16 protein-coding genes are annotated in these 17,379 nt (G+C 53.9%); 11 read left to right on the top strand and 5 right to left on the bottom strand.

The window, feature by feature from the left end; all coding sequences use genetic code 11:
• From mgtE to Q394_RS0105700, 8 genes are all read left to right on the top strand, one after another.
• Nucleotides 1-1,359, top strand: a complete 1,359-nt coding sequence (gene mgtE / locus Q394_RS0105735) for a magnesium transporter (RefSeq protein ID WP_028488431.1) — start codon at nt 1-3, stop codon at nt 1,357-1,359.
• Nucleotides 1,360-1,392: 33 nt separating this feature from the next.
• Nucleotides 1,393-2,721, top strand: a complete 1,329-nt coding sequence (locus Q394_RS0105730) for a mechanosensitive ion channel family protein (protein ID WP_051542883.1) — start codon at nt 1,393-1,395, stop codon at nt 2,719-2,721.
• A gap of 22 nt (nt 2,722-2,743) precedes the next feature.
• Nucleotides 2,744-3,874, top strand: coding sequence for a PQQ-dependent sugar dehydrogenase (locus Q394_RS0105725; RefSeq protein ID WP_051542880.1), 1,131 nt, complete (start codon nt 2,744-2,746; stop codon nt 3,872-3,874).
• A gap of 72 nt (nt 3,875-3,946) precedes the next feature.
• Nucleotides 3,947-5,770, top strand: coding sequence for an SLC13 family permease (locus tag Q394_RS0105720; RefSeq protein ID WP_028488428.1), 1,824 nt, complete (start codon nt 3,947-3,949; stop codon nt 5,768-5,770).
• Between the two features lie 54 nt (nt 5,771-5,824).
• Nucleotides 5,825-6,550 carry an ABC transporter ATP-binding protein gene (locus tag Q394_RS0105715; RefSeq protein WP_038140629.1) on the top strand — a complete coding sequence of 242 codons (726 nt, stop codon included), beginning with the start codon at nt 5,825-5,827 and terminating at the stop codon, nt 6,548-6,550.
• Nucleotides 6,551-6,569: 19 nt separating this feature from the next.
• Nucleotides 6,570-8,933 carry an ABC transporter permease gene (locus Q394_RS0105710; protein WP_028488426.1) on the top strand — a complete coding sequence of 788 codons (2,364 nt, stop codon included), beginning with the start codon at nt 6,570-6,572 and terminating at the stop codon, nt 8,931-8,933.
• A gap of 5 nt (nt 8,934-8,938) precedes the next feature.
• On the top strand, nt 8,939-10,171 hold the full coding sequence (locus tag Q394_RS0105705; protein ID WP_028488425.1) for an efflux RND transporter periplasmic adaptor subunit: 1,233 nt from the start codon (nt 8,939-8,941) through the stop codon (nt 10,169-10,171).
• Nucleotides 10,172-10,271: 100 nt separating this feature from the next.
• A complete protein-coding gene (locus Q394_RS0105700; protein WP_156946746.1) occupies nt 10,272-12,170 on the top strand; it encodes an aspartate ammonia-lyase in 1,899 nt (632 codons plus the stop codon).
• Between the two features lie 42 nt (nt 12,171-12,212).
• On the opposite strand, the gene Q394_RS0105695 is transcribed toward Q394_RS0105700, so the two are convergent.
• From Q394_RS0105695 to nfsB, 5 genes are all read right to left on the bottom strand, one after another.
• Nucleotides 12,213-12,752, bottom strand: a complete 540-nt coding sequence (locus Q394_RS0105695) for a manganese efflux pump MntP (RefSeq protein WP_028488423.1) — start codon at nt 12,750-12,752, stop codon at nt 12,213-12,215.
• A gap of 65 nt (nt 12,753-12,817) precedes the next feature.
• Nucleotides 12,818-13,000, bottom strand: a complete 183-nt coding sequence (locus tag Q394_RS0105690) for a hypothetical protein (RefSeq protein ID WP_028488422.1) — start codon at nt 12,998-13,000, stop codon at nt 12,818-12,820.
• Nucleotides 13,001-13,110: 110 nt separating this feature from the next.
• Complete coding sequence (locus tag Q394_RS0105685) at nt 13,111-13,785, bottom strand: haloacid dehalogenase type II (RefSeq protein ID WP_028488421.1); 675 nt, start codon at nt 13,783-13,785, stop codon at nt 13,111-13,113.
• 36 nt (nt 13,786-13,821) lie between these two features.
• Complete coding sequence (locus Q394_RS19275; RefSeq protein ID WP_051542877.1) at nt 13,822-14,133, bottom strand: putative quinol monooxygenase; 312 nt, start codon at nt 14,131-14,133, stop codon at nt 13,822-13,824.
• A 9-nt stretch (nt 14,134-14,142) separates the two neighbouring features.
• Entirely contained in the window at nt 14,143-14,799 is a 657-nt protein-coding gene (nfsB, locus tag Q394_RS0105675; protein ID WP_028488420.1) for an oxygen-insensitive NAD(P)H nitroreductase, read from the bottom strand.
• A gap of 103 nt (nt 14,800-14,902) precedes the next feature.
• Here nfsB and Q394_RS0105670 point away from each other — a divergent pair, with 103 nt between their 5' ends.
• The 3 genes from Q394_RS0105670 to Q394_RS0105660 all read left to right on the top strand — a co-directional run bounded on the left by Q394_RS0105670 (nt 14,903) and on the right by Q394_RS0105660 (nt 17,375).
• Nucleotides 14,903-15,256 carry a winged helix-turn-helix transcriptional regulator gene (locus tag Q394_RS0105670; RefSeq protein WP_028488419.1) on the top strand — a complete coding sequence of 118 codons (354 nt, stop codon included), beginning with the start codon at nt 14,903-14,905 and terminating at the stop codon, nt 15,254-15,256.
• Between the two features lie 83 nt (nt 15,257-15,339).
• Nucleotides 15,340-16,914, top strand: a complete 1,575-nt coding sequence (locus Q394_RS0105665) for a bifunctional GNAT family N-acetyltransferase/carbon-nitrogen hydrolase family protein (RefSeq protein WP_028488418.1) — start codon at nt 15,340-15,342, stop codon at nt 16,912-16,914.
• An 11-nt stretch (nt 16,915-16,925) separates the two neighbouring features.
• Entirely contained in the window at nt 16,926-17,375 is a 450-nt protein-coding gene (locus Q394_RS0105660; protein WP_038140625.1) for an ATP-dependent zinc protease family protein, read from the top strand.
• Nucleotides 17,376-17,379: the final 4 nt, after the last annotated feature.

Raw genomic sequence — 17,379 nt, 5'->3', positions numbered from 1 at the left:
ATGACAAGCAGCACCCGCCACTCTGCCGAGTTTGACCCGATTGCGCTGGTCATTGATTTACATGAGCGCAATGAGCCGCAACGTATCCGCGATTTTTTGCAGGAACAGGATGAAGTTGAAGTGGCTCACTTGCTGGAGTCACTGCCACCCCGTGAACGCCAGTACATCTGGGATTTCATTCCGGTAGCCTGTCAAGCCGACGTGCTGGAAGAGTTGGATGACGGGGTACGCAACAACCTGCTGGAAGCCTTGCCAGAAGCCAGTGTTATCCACGCCATCCGGGAAATGGAAGAGGCCGAGTTGGTGGATTTGCTGGAGTCCGTTCCTGATCGGTTGGCAGGCGCTATCCTCAAATCCCTGACGGAAGGTGCTCGTACCGCTATCCAGCAGCGCCGCGAATACCCGGAAGAGTCCGCCGGGCGTTACATGGATACCGAGTGGATTGCCATCCGCGCTGATGTCTCGCTGGATGTGGTGGCACGTTACCTCAAGCGTCTGGATGCCTTGCCCCCGCATACCGACGGCCTGATGGTGATTGACCGCGAAGGCTATTACCAAGGCAAACTTTCCCTCAGTAGTCTGTTGACCGGGCATGGTAGCAAGCGCGTTGCCGATGTCATGCAGGTTGATGCTGACAAAGTGGGTGTGCTGGATTTAAGCGAAGACTGGGTGGATTTGTTTGAGGAGCGCGAAACCGAGTCCATCGCTGTGGTGGATGCTGACGGTAAGCTGGTGGGGCGTATTGCGGTTGACGATGCCCTCGATATTATCCGCGAACTGGCAGACCATCAGGTCATGCAAATGGCGGGTTTGGATGAGGATGAGGACTTGTTTGCCCCGATTATTCCTTCTGCTAAACGCCGTATGTTCTGGTTAGGGATTAATTTGCTAACAGCGTTTCTGGCTTCTTCGGTGATTGGCTTGTTTGCTGCCACGCTGGAAAAACTGGTGGCGCTGGCCGTGTTGATGCCGATTGTTGCCAGCATGGGTGGTATTGCGGGCAGCCAAACCCTGACGCTTGCCATCCGGGGTTTGGCGCTGGGGCAAATCAGTGCCGCTAATACCCGCTGGCTGGCGATCAAGGAGGTGGTGATTGCAGGCATTAACGGGGTAGTGTGGGCGGTGGTGGTCGGGATGATTGCCTGGTTGTGGTTCCATGACCCCAAAATTGCAGGTGTGTTGGCGGCGGCAATGATCATCAACCAGTTTGCGGCTGCGATTGCCGGGTTGTCAGTGCCTTTGGTGTTGGAACGCATGGGAATTGATCCAGCCCTATCAGGTTCGGTTATCCTCACAACGGTAACAGATGTGGTAGGCTTTATGAGCTTTCTCGGTTTGGCAACGTGGCTGTTGCTGTGAGAAAACGGGCTAACAAAAATTTAGGGGAAAAACATGGCTGAACCCAAAGAACTCTTGACGTCGGGTAAAGAAGACTTACTGGAAACCACTGATATAGTGCAGGATTGGGTCATCACCAACCTGTTCAGTCTTGATCGCCTTATTCAGTATGGTGTGGCTATTTTGGGGCTGCTGGTGGCGTTTTATATCAGCCAGTGGGTGCGCAAACGTTTTCAGGCACCCGTCGAAGGCAAACATCTGCTACTACAACAATTGCTGTATCGGCTGTTACGCCGCCTTTCTTTTCCACTGATTCTTGTGCTGTGGACACGTCTGGCGATGCTTATCTATCATGAGCTGAAAATACCCTACGTGATCCTGAATACGATCAATGATTTGGCCTTTGCTTGGGCAATGATTCGCTTGGTTTCTGCGTTTATCACTAACCCGACGGTGAGCCGTTCTGTGGCAACCTTGATCTGGGGGATTGCGGCGCTCGATATTCTTGGTTACTTGTCCAAAATTATCGACTGGCTGGAAAGCATCAAGCTGGGTTCTGATAAAGATGCGTTTACCTTGTATGACGTGGTGTCTTCGAGTTTGTCAGTGGCGGCGTTTGTCTGGTTGGCTTTGATGACGGCGAATCTGATTGAGCGGTCGCTGTACAATAATCCCAACCTGAGCGTTTCCACCCAAGCCTTGCTGGGGAAAGTCTCCAAATTCATGTTGCTGATGCTGGCGTTCTTGATCGGTTTGAACATGGTGGGGGTAGATTTAACGACCTTTGCATTCTTTGGCGGTGCTGTGGGTATCGGGATCGGGCTGGGCTTGCAGAAAGTCTTTTCCAACCTGATTGCGGGCATTATTTTGTTGATGGATAAATCCATCAAGCCGGGGGATACCATTGTGGTGGGCGGTCGTTATGGGCGGGTAAACCTGCTGAGCGCCCGTTATGTTTCTATGATCACACGGGATGGTACGGAACATTTGATCCCTAATGATGAGCTGATTAATAATCAGGTGGAAAACTGGTCGTACAGTGACAATAATGTACGTCTTAGAATCCCGGTGGGTGTGCATTACAATACCGATGTCAAAAAAGCGATGGCTTTGTGTGTCGAAGCGGCTTCGGAAACCCCTCGGGTACTCAAACATCCGGGGCCGGTTTGCCTGCTGAAAGGTTTCGGTGACAACTCGGTGGACTTGGAACAACGCATTTGGGTCAGCGACCCGATGAATGGTTGTGCTAATGTTAAGAGTGCCTTGATGTTACGAATTTGGGAGAAATTCCACGAGCACGGTATTGAGATCCCTTACCCGCAGCGTGATTTGCATGTGCGTAGTGTGGATGAGGCGGTGGTGAAACAGTTTTTGCCGAAATAGGCGAGGTATTAGCGAGGTATCTATGTACCACCCTGAACAACGATTGTTTGGTTGCTGGTTACTGGCATTTACGCTGGTTTTACTGTTGATGCTGCCTTTTCCCGTGGCGGCAGAGGTAAGTGCCGTGAAAACCGTTGATGGCCTCAAGCAACCGTGGGGCATGGCTTTTCTGCCTGATGGTGACATCCTCATCAGCGAACGTTCCGGCACTTTGCGCCGCATCCACAATGGCAAGTTGCTGGATGCACCCGTTAGCGGCTTGCCCGCCATTGAAGAACACGGGCAAGGCGGCTTGCTGGGTCTTGCCCTTCACCCCCAATTTGCTAAAAACCACTGGCTGTATGTTGCCTATGCCGGTAAGGGTAAAGGGGGTTACAGCACCCATCTGGCTCGCGGGCAGTATCAGGATGGCGCACTCACCCAGTGGCAAGTGCTGTTTGAAGCCACGCCAAAATCAGACCCAGGGCAGCATTTCGGTGGAAGGGTGGTATTCGACCGCTCTGGTTATGTCTATCTCAGCCTCGGCGATCGGGGAGAGCGTGATAGTGCGCAAGACCTTTCCAGCCATGCGGGCAGCGTGATTCGCCTGCATGATGACGGGCGCATTCCTGCCGATAATCCTTTCGTTAATACACCTGGCGCGAAACCGGAAATCTACAGCTATGGCCACCGCAATATGCAGTGTATGGCGCTGCACCCCGTTAGTGGACAGGTCTGGACGTGTGAACATGGGCCGCAAGGTGGTGATGAGGTCAATATTGAACGCGCCGGAGCCAACTACGGCTGGCCTGTGATTACTTACGGCGAGGAATACGGTGGCGGTGCCGTCGGGAAAGGGGCAACGCAACAGGAGGGCATGGAACAGCCCGTGCTTTTCTGGAAACCTTCCATTGCACCTTCCGGCATGGCTTTTTATACGGGGGATAAATACCCTGCTTGGCGCGGTAATCTATTTGTTGGCGCACTCAAGTCTGAGCTGGTTTCCCGCGTGATACTGGATGGCAACCGCTACGTCAATGAAGAACGCTTGCTGGAAAATACGATCGGACGCATTCGCGACATTCAGCAAGCGCCGGATGGTTATCTGTACGTGTTGACTGATGAGGACAAGGGCGGCTTGTATCGGCTGGAGTTGGTGGAGCAGGGAACGTAAATCAGATATTGCGGTAGGCGTGAGCACAGGGTAATGTCTAGGCATTTTTACCCGTTAAATAAGGAGCGTCCGATGCTCGATAACCACACGATTGCGGTGCTTGCCTTAACTGTTCTAGCCCTATTCCTGTTTAGCCGAGAGCGTATCCCGCTGGCGACCTCCTGTTTGCTGATCCTCGCGGTGCTGGCGGTAGGTTTTGAGTTGTTTCCTTACCAAGGGCTTGAAGGTGTGGTGGAACCCGTCGATTTCTTCTACGGTTTCGGGCATGAAGCGCTGATTGCAGTGTGTGCCTTGATGGTGGCGGGGCAAGGGTTGGTACGTACCGGGGCGCTCGAACCCGTCGGTTATATACTTGCTAAACTCTGGGGTAAGCATCCTGTACTGTCCTTGCTAGCGACCTTGCTAATCTCCGCTGTACTGAGTGCTTTCATCAATAACACGCCGATTGTGGTATTGCTGATTCCTATCCTGATTAACGTTGCGGCGCGTACCAAAAGTTCGGCTTCCGGCATCCTGATGCCGATGGGGTTTGCGACCTTGCTGGGTGGAATGGGCACGACGATTGGTACGTCCACCAACTTGCTGGTAGTGAGCGTGGCGGCGGAAATGGGCGTGACCAAGTTTGAAATGTTTGATTTTGTCCTGCCCGCCGCGATTGCGGGAAGCATTGGTATGGCTTTTCTGTGGCTGATTGCCCCGCGTATGTTACCCAAGCAGCCTGCCACAGCCAACAATGTCATCAACCGCGTTTACACTGCCCACCTGCATATTCCCGCTGGCAGTTTTGCCGATGGCAAGCGAGTGCAGGAAGTCATCGCAAAAACCGACGGTGAACTTAAAATCATTACGATTCGTCGCAGTGCCAAGGAAGGTTTAAAACCCCTGCCCGACACAGTATTGAGTGCCAATGACCGCCTGCTGGTGCATTACACCCCGGATAAACTGAAACAGTTTGAGCAAGTGCTGGGGGTCATTCTGCACCCTGATGACCCGGATTTTGACGGGCATGAACACCTCAATAATGGCAAACAACAACTCGCTGAAATCCTCATTCACCAACGTTCGCCTTTGTTGGGGCAAAGTCTGCAATCGGTAGATTTCGTTAGCAGGTATCATCTGGTAGCACTCGGTGTGCATCGCGATGGTCACCACCAGATCAAAGCCTTGCCAAATGGTCTGGGTAATTTGACCCTGCAACTGGGCGATATTTTGCTGGTGCAAAGTGCCAGCGAGCGCATTAATGCCCTCTCGCTGATGGAAGATTTTTTCGTACTGGAAGGCACGACTGACCTGCCGTATTCTAAAAAAATCCCGTTGGCGTTACTGATCATGTTCGGCATTATCCTGCTGGCGGCATTTAAAATTCTGCCGATTGCGATTAGCGCGATTGCTGGGGTGTTGCTGATGATCCTCACCCGCTGTATTGATTGGGGGGATGTTGTCCGTGGCTTGAATTTACCGGTCATTATGATTGTCGCCTCCAGTCTTGCGCTGGGGCACGCCTTGACAGTGACGGGGGGTAGTGAGTTTCTGGCGGGGCAATTCCTGCATCTGACAGCGGGAGCACCACCCGCGATCATTCTCAGTGGCTTGATGTTGCTGATGGCTATCCTGACCAATGTGGTTTCCAATAATGCCGCAGCAGTCATCGGTACGCCGATTGCCATCAGTATTGCCCATTCGCTGCAATTAAGCCCGGAACCGTTTGTGATTGCGGTGCTGTTTGGTGCGAACATGAGCTACATGACGCCGATGGCTTACAAAACCAATCTGCTGATCATGGCTGCGGGCAATTACAAGTTCATGGATTTTGTGCGTGTCGGCCTGCCGCTAACCATCATCATGTGGTTGGCGTACAGTGTGTTATTGCCGATGTTTTATTACTTGCCACACTAGAAAATCACCTGTTCAGTCAGCAAGCGCAATCCCGACGGGTGACGGAATGTATTTATGCCGCATCTCATCGACAAAACGCTCCCTGCTTTCAGGACACAAGGTGTCACCAAAGTCTACGGCACGGGCGCGTCAACCGTACACGCCCTGCGCGGGGTGGATGTTGACATCCCCGCCGGTGAACTGGTGGTGCTGTTAGGCGCATCCGGCAGTGGCAAATCCACCTTGCTGAATATCCTCGGCGGGCTGGATCGCGCTACGGATGGTGTGGTGCATTTCTTTGCGGATGACCTGACCGCGATGAGTGATCGCGAGCTTACCCTGTACCGCCGCCACCACGTTGGCTTCGTGTTCCAGTTTTACAACCTAATGCCCAGCCTGACGGCTTATGAAAATGTCGAGCTGGTCACTGAAATCGCCGACAACCCACTGGAGCCAGCCGAGGCGCTGGCGCTGGTCGGGTTGGAGCAGCGGCTGGATCACTTCCCCGCGCAAATGTCCGGCGGTGAACAACAGCGTGTTGCCATTGCCCGCGCCATTGCCAAACGCCCGACCATCCTGTTTTGCGACGAACCAACCGGGGCGCTGGATAGCCACACAGGCCGCGCCGTGTTGCGCGTGTTGCAGGATGTGAACCGCGAACTGGGCACGACCGTGTTGATCATTACCCACGCCGCCGCGACCGCCAAGATGGCCGACCGGGTGATCGACTTTGCCGATGGCGGTATCCGCGAAGTGGTGGTGAACACCACCAAACTGTCTGCGGAGGACATCCAATGGTAAGGCAGGCAGGGGCAAACCCATGACACCGCTTGACCACAAGCTGCTGCGTGACTTGTGGCGGGTAAAAGGCCAAGCCATCGCGATTGCGGTGGTCATCGCCCTCGGTGTGTTGATGCTGGTGATGATGGATGGCTTGATCAATTCACTGACAGAAACCAAGCGCACCTATTACGAGCGTTACCGTTTTGCTGAAGTGTTCGCGCCGGTCAAACGTGCGCCTGAACACCTGCTGGACAATATCGCCAAAATTCCCGGTGTGGCCGCCGTGGCAGGGCGCATCAATGCCGGGGCGCTGATCAATTTGCCCGGCATTGCCGTGCCGGTGCGGGCGCAAGCGGTGTCACTGCCCGACTTTGTACCGCCGCGCCTGAATGACCTTTACCTCGCGGCGGGGCGGCGTCTTGACCCCGCACGTCCTGATGAAATCCTCTTGCTGGAAGGCTTTGCCAAGGTGCATGGCCTGTCGCCCGGTGACAAACTTTCCGCCACCATGAGCGGGGCAAAGCGTACCTTTCAGATTGTCGGGCTGGCGCAAGCCCCGGAGTTCCTGTATTCCACCCCGCCGGGGGAGTTGATGCCGGATGATGCCCGCTTTGCGGTGATCTGGATGGGGGAACACTCGCTGGCGGCGGCCTACGATCTGAAGGGCGCGTTTAATGAGGCGCTGCTGACCCTGACGCGGGATGCCCGCTTGCCTGAGGTGCTGGATCAGCTTGACCGGATGCTGGCGAGTTATGGCGGTCTCGGTGCGTATGGGGTGGATGACCATTTTTCCGACCGCTTTGTGAGTGAGGAAATCAAGGGTTTGGCGATGTCGAGCAAAGGCGTGCCACCGATATTTCTGGGGGTGGCGGCTTTCCTGTTGTACATCGTCATTTCGCGGATGGTGGAATCCGAGCGCGAGCAAATCGGCTTGCTTAAGGCATTCGGCTATTCCAACGGGGAAGTGGGGGTGCATTATTTCAAGTTTATTATGGCGATTGCTATCAGCGGGGCATTGTTGGGTTGCCTGCTGGGGGTGCTGGCGGGCAGGAGCCTTAGCAGCGTTTATCAGGAATATTACAAGTTTCCGCTTCTGGTGTTTCAGGTTGACCCGGCGGCTTTCTTGACGGGGGTTGCCGTCAGTGTACTGGCGGCATCGGTTGGTGGGGTGTTTGTGTTGCGCAAGGTGTTTGCGCTGACACCAGCGACGGCGATGCGCCCGCCCGCACCAGCGGATTACAGCCGTTCCGTGGGGATCGGCAAAACCCTCAAGGCAGTGCTTGACCAGCCCAGCCGCATTGTGGTGCGCGGGCTGATCCGCCAGCCGGGGCGGGCATTGGCGGCGGTGGTGGGGATTAGCGCGGGGATGGCGTTGTCCGTCGCCATGATCAGCCTGATGAGTGGTTTTGACCGGGTATTGGACATGAATTTCGGGGTGATTGAGCGCAGTGATGTCACCGTCAGTTTTGTCGAGCCGCTGCTGGACAAGACTGTGTATGAATTGCAGCGGATGGAAGGGGTGATTGAAGTGGAACCGTTCCGCAGTGTTTCCGCCACCTTGCGCCATGGCCTGTACACCTATCGTGGCGGCATCAGCGGGCTGGTAGCGGAACCGCGTCTCAACCGGGCGGTGGATGACCAGATGCAGGCCATTTACGTGCGTGCAGACGGCATTATTCTGGCGAAATCGCTGGCAGACATCCTGCATATCCAGCCCGGTGAAACGCTGACCGTCGAGGTGCGCGAAGGCCGCAGGCCAGTGCTGCAAGTACCCGTGGTCGGTGTTGCCCAAGCCTTGCTGGGTGCGCCGACTTACATGCAGATTGGCACACTGAATCAGGCGCTCAAGGAACAGAACCGTGTATCCGGCGCTTATTTGCGTATCGACAGCGCCCGCAGTGCTGCCATTTACCACAAGCTTAAGGACATGCCCGCTGTAGCAGGCGTTAGCTTACGGGAAGAATCACGCGCGGCTTTCAAGAAAGTGATGGATACCGGCGCGGGAGCGATCCGCTATGTCATGGCAGCAATTGCGGGGATCATCACCTTCGGCATTGTCTACAACAGCGCCCGCATCACCTTTGCGGAACGTTCCCGTGACCTTGCCAGTTTGCGGGTTATTGGCCTGACCACGGGGGAAACCGGGTTCATCCTGCTGGGTGAGCTGGGCATTATTACCCTGCTGGCACTGCCGCTTGGCTCGCTGCTGGGGTATTACCTGTCGATGGCGGTATCGGTCGCCTTCAGCACCGACCTTTACAGTATCCCGGCGATCTTCGTGCCGGAAAGTTATGGCGTCGCCGCACTCGCCGTGCTGGGCGCATCAGCCATTTCCGGGTGGCTGGTCAAACGCGATGTGGACAGGCTCGATCTGGTATCCGCACTCAAAACACGGGAGTAAACCGTATGGCAAACAAGAAAAAATCACGCACATGGATGATATTGGGGACGGGGATCCTGCTGGCAGTAGCCCTGACCTACGCTTTCTGGCCGCGCCCGGTGCTGGTGGATATGGGGCAAGCCACTCAGGCCAACATGGTCGTGACCATTGATGAAGAAGCCAAAACGCAGGTGAGTGATACTTACGTGCTGTCAGCCCCGATTGCCGGGCAATTGCTGCGCGTCGATGTGGAACCGGGCGACTCCGTGGAAGGTGGGCAGACAACCGTTGCCCGCATGTTGCCGGTTAACCCGGCGGCGCTCGACATCCGCACCCGCCAGCAAGGGTTAGCTGCCATCAACTCGGCAGAAGCCGGGCTGCGCATGGCGCGTGCCGACCTCAACAAAGCCCGTGCCAATCAGGATTTGGCGGATACGGAACGGGAACGTACCAGCACGCTCTACGCCCGCCGCCTGATTGCCAAGGCCGCTTTCGACCAAGCCAACAATGCCGCCCGCGCCGCTGGAGCAAGCGCCGACATGAGCAAGGCCGCCATTGCAATGCGCGAAGCTGACCTCGCCAATGCCCGCGCCCAATTGATCGGTTTTGATGACAAAAGCACTCCGGCTACCAGCAAACAGCCCGACCAGCACGCGATTCCGCTGAAAGCGCCGGTTTCCGGGCGGATACTGCAAGTCATGCAACGCAGTGCCACCACCCTTACTGCCGGTACGCCCATTCTGGAAATCGGTGATGTCACCAATGATCTGGAAGTATTGGTGGAATTGCTTTCCACCGATGCCATCAAGGTCGCGGTGGGCAACCGTGTCCTGATCGACAACTGGGGTGGGGCTTATCCCCTTAACGGCATTGTCGAACGGGTGGAACCGTGGGGTTTTACCAAGGTTTCTGCGCTGGGGGTTGAAGAGCAGCGTGTTAATGCCATCATCCAGTTTACTGACCCGGTGGAACGGCGTGCCAGCCTCGGCCACGGCTTCCGGGTGGAAGCACAAATTGTGGTGTGGGAAGCCAAGGATGTGCTCACCGTGCCATCCAGTGCGCTGTTCCGCGATGCAGGCGGCTGGGCAGTATTTACGGTCGATGCCGGAGTCGCGCACCTGAAAATGGTCAAGGTTGGGCAGAATAACGGGAGTCAGGCGCAAATTACCGAAGGGGTGAACGCGGGGGAAAGCGTGATTTTGTATCCCGGCTCTGGCTTGGTTGAGGGGATGCAGGTCGCACAGCGGGTGTCGGGTTAGTTTGCCTGAACCAATGTTTAGTTTTGACAAAACACCGTAAATCGAACAGGCTGGAAGCGTTCTGAGCCTGCCAAGTTCCGCTACAAAGGAAATCACTCAAGTGCTAATAACCTTCAAAACCGTTTTCCCCGAACTCAGCGATGCCGAGGCTGAAAAGCTACAAGCCATTGCCAGCCTGAAAACACTGAGGGAGGGCGATGTCGCTGTCCCGCAGGAATATGACATGGAGGAAGGCCGCCCGCGCCGTACCCTGTTCATTGTGCGACGCGGCGAGATCGAGATTTTCCGCGCCCGCAACGGCTTTCTGGAACACGTGGCCTCCCGCTACGAGAACGAAATTCTCGGCGAGGAAATGCTGCTGGAGCCGGAAAAAGCCCATCACGTTTCCTGCCGTACCATTGTCGAGTCCGAAGTGCTGGTGATCCGCCGCATTGATATTGAGGCATTGCTACAGGCCGAACCGGATATGGCACGCAAGATTTACCGCCAACTGGCGATGAACGCTTACCAGCGGCTGGAGGGTGAAGACCTTATCCGCAGCCATACCGAAACCGATTCGCTCGGTGATATTGAAGTGCCCAATCATGCCTATTATGGCTCGCAGACCGAACGTGCCTTGCGCAACTTCAAGATCACTGGCTTGCCGATTTCGCACTTCCCGGTACTGCTGAAAAGTCTGGCCTTAATCAAAAAGGCGGCAGCGCGTGCCAATGCTGACGCAGACAATTTGCTACGCAAACCCAATCCCACCCTCGATTTGACGGTGGGGGATGCCATTATCCGCGCCTGTGATGAAATCATTGCGGGCAACCAGTTCCTGCACAGCCAGTTCAAGGTGGATGTGATTCAGGGCGGGGCGGGCACGTCCACCAATATGAATGCTAATGAAGTCATTGCCAAACGCGCCCGCGAATTGTTGGGCTATCCGCGCCATTACACGGCGGAAAAAATCGTTGACCCGAATGACGACGTGAACATGTCGCAATCGACCAACGACGTTTACCCCACGGCTTTACGCCTGACGTTGGCGCTGACCTACACCGACTTGACGGCGGCAATGGAAACCTTGATTCAGGCGTTTTACGCCAAAAGCGAAGAGTTCAGCCATATTCTCAAGATGGGGCGCACGCAGTTGCAGGATGCTGTACCGATGACGTTGGGGCAGGAATTCCGCGCGTTCGGTGTTACGTTGGAAGAAGACATCGACAAACTGGATCGTAATGCGCCGCTGTTGGGTGAAGTCAATCTGGGTGGCACGGCGATTGGCACGGGTGCATTGGCTAGCCCGGAATACCCGGCGCGGGTAATTGCTGAACTGAATAAGCTGTTGCATACCGACATGAAGGCCACCCATATTGAATTACGTCAGGCCGCCGATTTGGTGGAAGCGACGTGGGATACTGGCGCGTTTGTGCTGTTTTCCGGCATTGTCAAACGGGTGGCGGTGAAGCTGTCGAAAATCTGTAATGACTTGCGCTTATTGAACAGTGGGCCATTGGCGGGGTTCGGCGATATTCGCTTGCCGCATGTGCAGCCCGGCTCGTCCATCATGCCCGGCAAGGTGAATCCGGTGATCCCCGAAGTGGTCAATCAGGTGGCGTTTCAGGTGATTGGCAATGATTTGACGGTGACCATTGCTTCGGAAGGTGGGCAGCTTCAGTTGAATGCGTTTGAACCGATCATCGCCTTCAACATGTTCCAGTCGATCGAGATGATGACCCGCGCCATGAAGACACTGGCGGAACACGTCGGCGGCATTACCGTGACTGAAAAAGACCGCGAACGCCTGCGCCTGCGTGTGGAACAAAGCCCCGGTTTGGCGACGTTTCTGATTCCGCGTATCGGCTACAAAGCAGCGGCGGCGATTGTGAAGGAAGTCATCAGCAGCGGGCAGACCGTGAAGGAAGTGGTGCTGGCGCAGGGGATTATGGACGCGGCGGAATGGGAGAGTTTCATGCACGCCGATAACCTGACCAAGCCGTATCGACCTAAGCACTGACATTACATGAATAAACCCACCGGATGACAAGGGTGGGTTTGTTCAAAACAATAATATTTTTAAGCCAATCAATATCAGGGTGATGCCACCAAATAATTCTGCTTTGCTTTCCAGCCACGTACCACTTGTTTTCCCAATAAAGACCCCAGCCCAGCTAAAAGCAAATGTTGTCATGCCAATGATGGCACAGGCCATCAAGGGATTTACATCCAGTATTGTCAAGGTAAAACCAGCCGCCATGGCATCAATACTGGTGGCTATTGCCAGTATCAGCATGACTCGGTGGGTAATGATGGCTATGTCCTCTTCAATACCCTCCGCGAAGGATTCATAAATCATTTTTCCGCCAATAACTAGCAGTAAAAGAAACGCAATCCAGGATGCATAGGCTTCTATCCAGCCTAAAACGCCCTTGCCACCGAGGTAACCTATCAGGGGCATTACTGCCTGAAAAACCCCAAAATAAACACCTGACATCAGTGCCAGCGATGACGTTTTGCCCTTGTGCTTTGAACCAAGGCCGATAGAAACCGCAAAGGCATCCATACTTAACGCCACGGCGAGAATGAGCACTTCAATCATTTGGTAAAATTCCGTTTATTTGGTGATCTGGTTGTGTTTTCGCGAACTGAAAGACATTGCCTATTTTAACATGATTGCTTAAAGGCTTTTCCCGTAGCAGGGCAGGTGATTTCATGGCTATTGTCGTAATAAGTGGTTTGCGCTGTCTCAGCGATAGTGTAAGCCATGACCAGCGAAGAGCCAATATCAATAAGCACCAAGCTCAGCGTAATCGCAAGGGCGAAGGGATATTTTTGCAAAATGTTCATAACAGTCTTCCTTAATTGTTTTGACTGTTGAGCAGTGTATGCTCACAAAGTGGGGCAATTATGGAGAGGCTGTGAAGAAACTGTGCACTTTCCAGTGGACAATGGTCGTCTTACAAACCACCAATGCCGTCCGCAAGCTCACGCAAACTGCTAATGGTCAGCGTCGGTGCAATCCCCCAAGGGTCAAATATGGCCTTGTCAGAACGGCGTACCCATGCACTGTTCAAACCATGAGAAGCCGCGCCGATCACGTCAAACGGATTGCTGGAAATGAGCCATGTTTCACTGGCCACGGCTGCCGTGGTATCCAACAGGTGCTGGTAAACGTCAGGATTCGGCTTGAAGGTCTGGCGATCATCGACACTAACCACGCCGTCGAACAGGTCGCGGATGCCTGCCGTTGCGAGTAAGGTTTCAACCGCATCAGCCGTGCCGTTCGAGAAGGCGTACAGCGCATACCCGTCAGCTTTTAAGCGTTCTAACGAGGCGGTTACATCAGCGAATGCCGGTAGCACACGGTATTCAGCCAACAGCGCCGCTTTTTGTTCAGCGGTTAGTGCCGTATCGAGATAAGCATCGGTGTAGTCCAGCGCTTGGCTGGTACATACCCCGAACGTCGCATAGGTGCGCATCAAGCCACGCCGGAACGAGTATTCCAGTTGCTTCTCACGCCAACTTCGGGAGAACGCATCGGCTTTGTCACCGATAAATTCTTGTAGTTTGACTGCTACACCGTGGGTGTCGATCAAGGTGCCGTAGACATCAAAGGCCAGTACGGTTGGCATGAGCATTTCTCCTAGCGATCTCAATTAAGCGGAATGTTAAACTGCCTCAGCTAGCACCTGCACGGTTAGGCGCAATTGCTCAGGCGTATAGGCCGTCATGAATGCTTGGAAGTGCTGACTAGCGCCATGTTGTTGCAGGGCTTCGCCATCCTGCCATTTTTCAATCACCACGAAATCGCCACCAGTATTGTCTATGCCGGGTGCACCTTCTTGATTAATTGCGTAAAAGTCATATTGCAGGCAACCCGGTTCTGCCCGACTTAACGGCACTAACTGGTTCATGTCAGCCTTGATACGCTCATGTAATGCCGGGGCTGCGTGTAAGGTTGCGATTAAGTTGATAGTCATGCTTTTTCCTCAAGATAACAGGGTGAAAATTTCGGTTTCAGGTAGTCTGGATTTGGGTAGTGTGGCATTAAAGTCAGTAGTTTTACGATACCCAAAGGAAACAATCGCAACCGCTGTCAAACCTTGCTCACGCAGACCGAATTCCGCATTCAGCGCTTCAACATCAATACCTTCCATGGGGAGGGTATCAATACCCAATGCAGCAGCGCCCAATAGTGCCGTGCCGATATTTAGGTAAAGCTGCTTTTCGTTCCAGTGCTGTGTATCTTGTAAATCGTTGCGATGAATGTTAACAAACATAGTACGTCCACCATTCATCATGTCTTTATGCGCTTGCTCCACATAACGCCCGTCGCGGTCTTCTACTGCCAACAGATGATTCAGGTAGGCATCATCAAAATCTGTTTTCGCGCAGAATACAATGACATGAGAAGCATCTAATACCTTGGCAGTATTGAACACAAACATACCCTGCGTGCCTTTGCTAATACGTTGTTTGCCCTCATCCGTGTTCGCAATAATGAAGTGCCATGGTTGGCCGTTGACACTGGATGGGCTTAATCGTAACAAGTCTTTAATTTGCTGGAAGTCCGCTTCGGGGATTTTCTTATCCGTCCTAAATTCTTTGGTGGAATAACGAAAGTTGGCGGCATCGGTCAAGTTCATAAAGGATTTTTCCTGATAGATTGGTAATGTTTTCTTCTGGTATCTATAATAACCTTATAATTTCGTCTGACAAGTACGCACATTTTTGTGCTATAGGTACATAATGGATACTGTAAAACGCCCACGTTATGCGTCTTATGCTGGAGCAGGTTGTCCCGTAGAGGCTTCTCTGGAATTGTTTAGTGGTAAAGGCAAAGGCATGATCCTCTACCATTTGCTGGAAGGTACGTTGCGCTTTAACGAACTCAAGCGCCGCGTCGGTAACATGACGCAGCGTATGTTGACCAAGCAGCTTAGGGAATTGGAGTCATTTGAATTGATTCACCGCGAGATCTATCCAGAAATTCCCCCGAAAGTGGAGTACAGCCTAACAGAAACCGGTCGCACGCTGGAGCCGATTCTCTTGGCTCTCAAGGACTGGGGTGAGCAACATGCTTTGCCGAAGTTGCTGAAATAGAGAGCGGGATTGTCTGGCAGTATTTCGACAGGGCGCAAGTTCAGCGTATGATAGCTACTTTACTGGCAAAAAAAGAACCCTATATGAAATCAGCTAACACGCTTTCCAACCCGAAAACCCAGCTCAGCGTCCGCAATGCTACTGTCGCCGATATTCCACAAATTGCCGATCTTTCCAGCCGTGTCTACGCAGGAACAGGTATGCATGGCTACTTAGAACCGGTGCTGATCGGTCAGCTCAACCACTTCCCAGAAGGCCAGTTTGTGGTGGTGGCAGGTGAAAAGGTTATCGGCTATTGCGCCACCCTGCGCGTCAGAGAACAGGTCGGCATGAAGCAGCACACATGGGAAAGCATTACCGGCAACGGCTACGCTTCGACTCACGACCCCAAGGGCGAATGGCTGTACGGTATGGAAGTGTGTGTTGACCCCGCTTACCGGGGCTATCGCATCGGTCAGCGCCTCTACAACGCCCGCAAGCAACTGGCGGAAAAGCTGGAGCTGCGCGGCATTATGTTCGTCGGGCGCTTGCCCACCCTCGCCACCCGCATCAAGCGTTTCGGCACGGTGGAAGCTTATGTGGAAGCGGTACAGAAAAAACAGCAACGTGACCTGGTGCTGTCATTCCAATTGCGCAATGGCTTTGAATTCCTCGGTGTGATGCCACATTACCTTGACGCTGACAAACAGTCTCTCGGCTATGGCATTCACATGGCGTGGCGCAACCCCAAAGTTTCGCAGGAGCAAGAAACGCACAAAAAGAAAACCTACGGCAGCCGTCTTCCTGACAGCGTGCGGGTCGGTTCTGTGCAATACAAGCAGCGTAAGGTGGAATCCTTTGAGGAATTCATCGACATCGTGCGTTATTTCGTTGACGTAGTGGCGGATTACAAAGGCGATTTCGTGGTGTTCCCCGAACTCTTCACCCTGCAATTGCTGTCGATGGAATCGCAGGAGCTTACCCCGGTACAAGCTATCGAAGCGCTCACCAAATACACCCCACAACTGAAAGAAGCCCTGCGTGACCTTTCACTGCGTTACAACATCAACATCATCGGCGGTTCGCACCCGACGCGGATGCCGAACGGACGGGTGGAAAACATCTGCTACGTTTTTCTGCGCGACGGCACTATCCACGAACAGGCCAAGATTCACCCGACCCCCAACGAAGCCTACTGGTGGAACATCGAAGGCGGCAGTGAACTCGACGTGATCCAGACCGATTGCGGCCCCATCGGCGTACTGATTTGCTACGACTCAGAATTCCCGGAACTGGCGCGTCATCTCACCGATCAGGGCGCACAAATCCTATTCGTACCATTCTGTACTGATGAACGCCAAAGCTACCTGCGGGTACGTTATTGCTGCCAGTCACGCGCGGTCGAAAACCAGATTTACGTGGTCATGTCCGGTAACTGTGGCAACCTGCCCAACGTCGCCAATATGGACATCCAATACGCGCAAAGCTGTATCCTCACCCCGTGCGACCTGCCGTTTGCACGTGACGGGATTGCGGCGGATACCACGCCTAATACTGAAATGGTCGCGATTGCTGACCTGCGCCCGGAAACCTTACTCACTGCCCGTCACAGCGGCACGGTGCAAAACCTGCGCGACCGCCGCCACGACCTCTATCAGGTACGCTGGAAAGGCAAGTGAGCCAAAGCTGTATGGGAAAAGTCCTGTTAGGCTGGCGGGAATGGCTGGCGTTGCCCGATCTGGGCATCCCCGCTATCAAGGCAAAGGTGGATACCGGTGCGAAAACATCGGCCTTACATGCCTTCGAGCTGGAGCGTTTTCAGCGCCAGCAAAAAGATTATGTCCGTTTCGCGCTTCACCCTCTTCAGCTACGCGACACGCCCGCATTGGAGTGCTACGCTCCATTACTGGATCAACGTATGGTCAGTGATTCAGGTGGTCATCGAGAGCTACGTTATGTCATTGAAACCCGTCTGGTTATGGGAGGGTACGAATGGCCTATCGAACTCACCCTGACAAACCGTGACTCCATGCGCTTCCGCATGTTGTTGGGAAGAACCGCCATGGAAAATAAGGCACTGGTCGACCCTTCAGCCTCCTATTACATGGGAAAACTCAATTACCGAAAAATTTACGCATAATAAC

The organism is Thiothrix lacustris DSM 21227, from assembly GCF_000621325.1.
Lineage (GTDB): Bacteria > Pseudomonadota > Gammaproteobacteria > Thiotrichales > Thiotrichaceae > Thiothrix > Thiothrix lacustris.
This window is presented reverse-complemented; position numbering and strand designations above follow the sequence as displayed.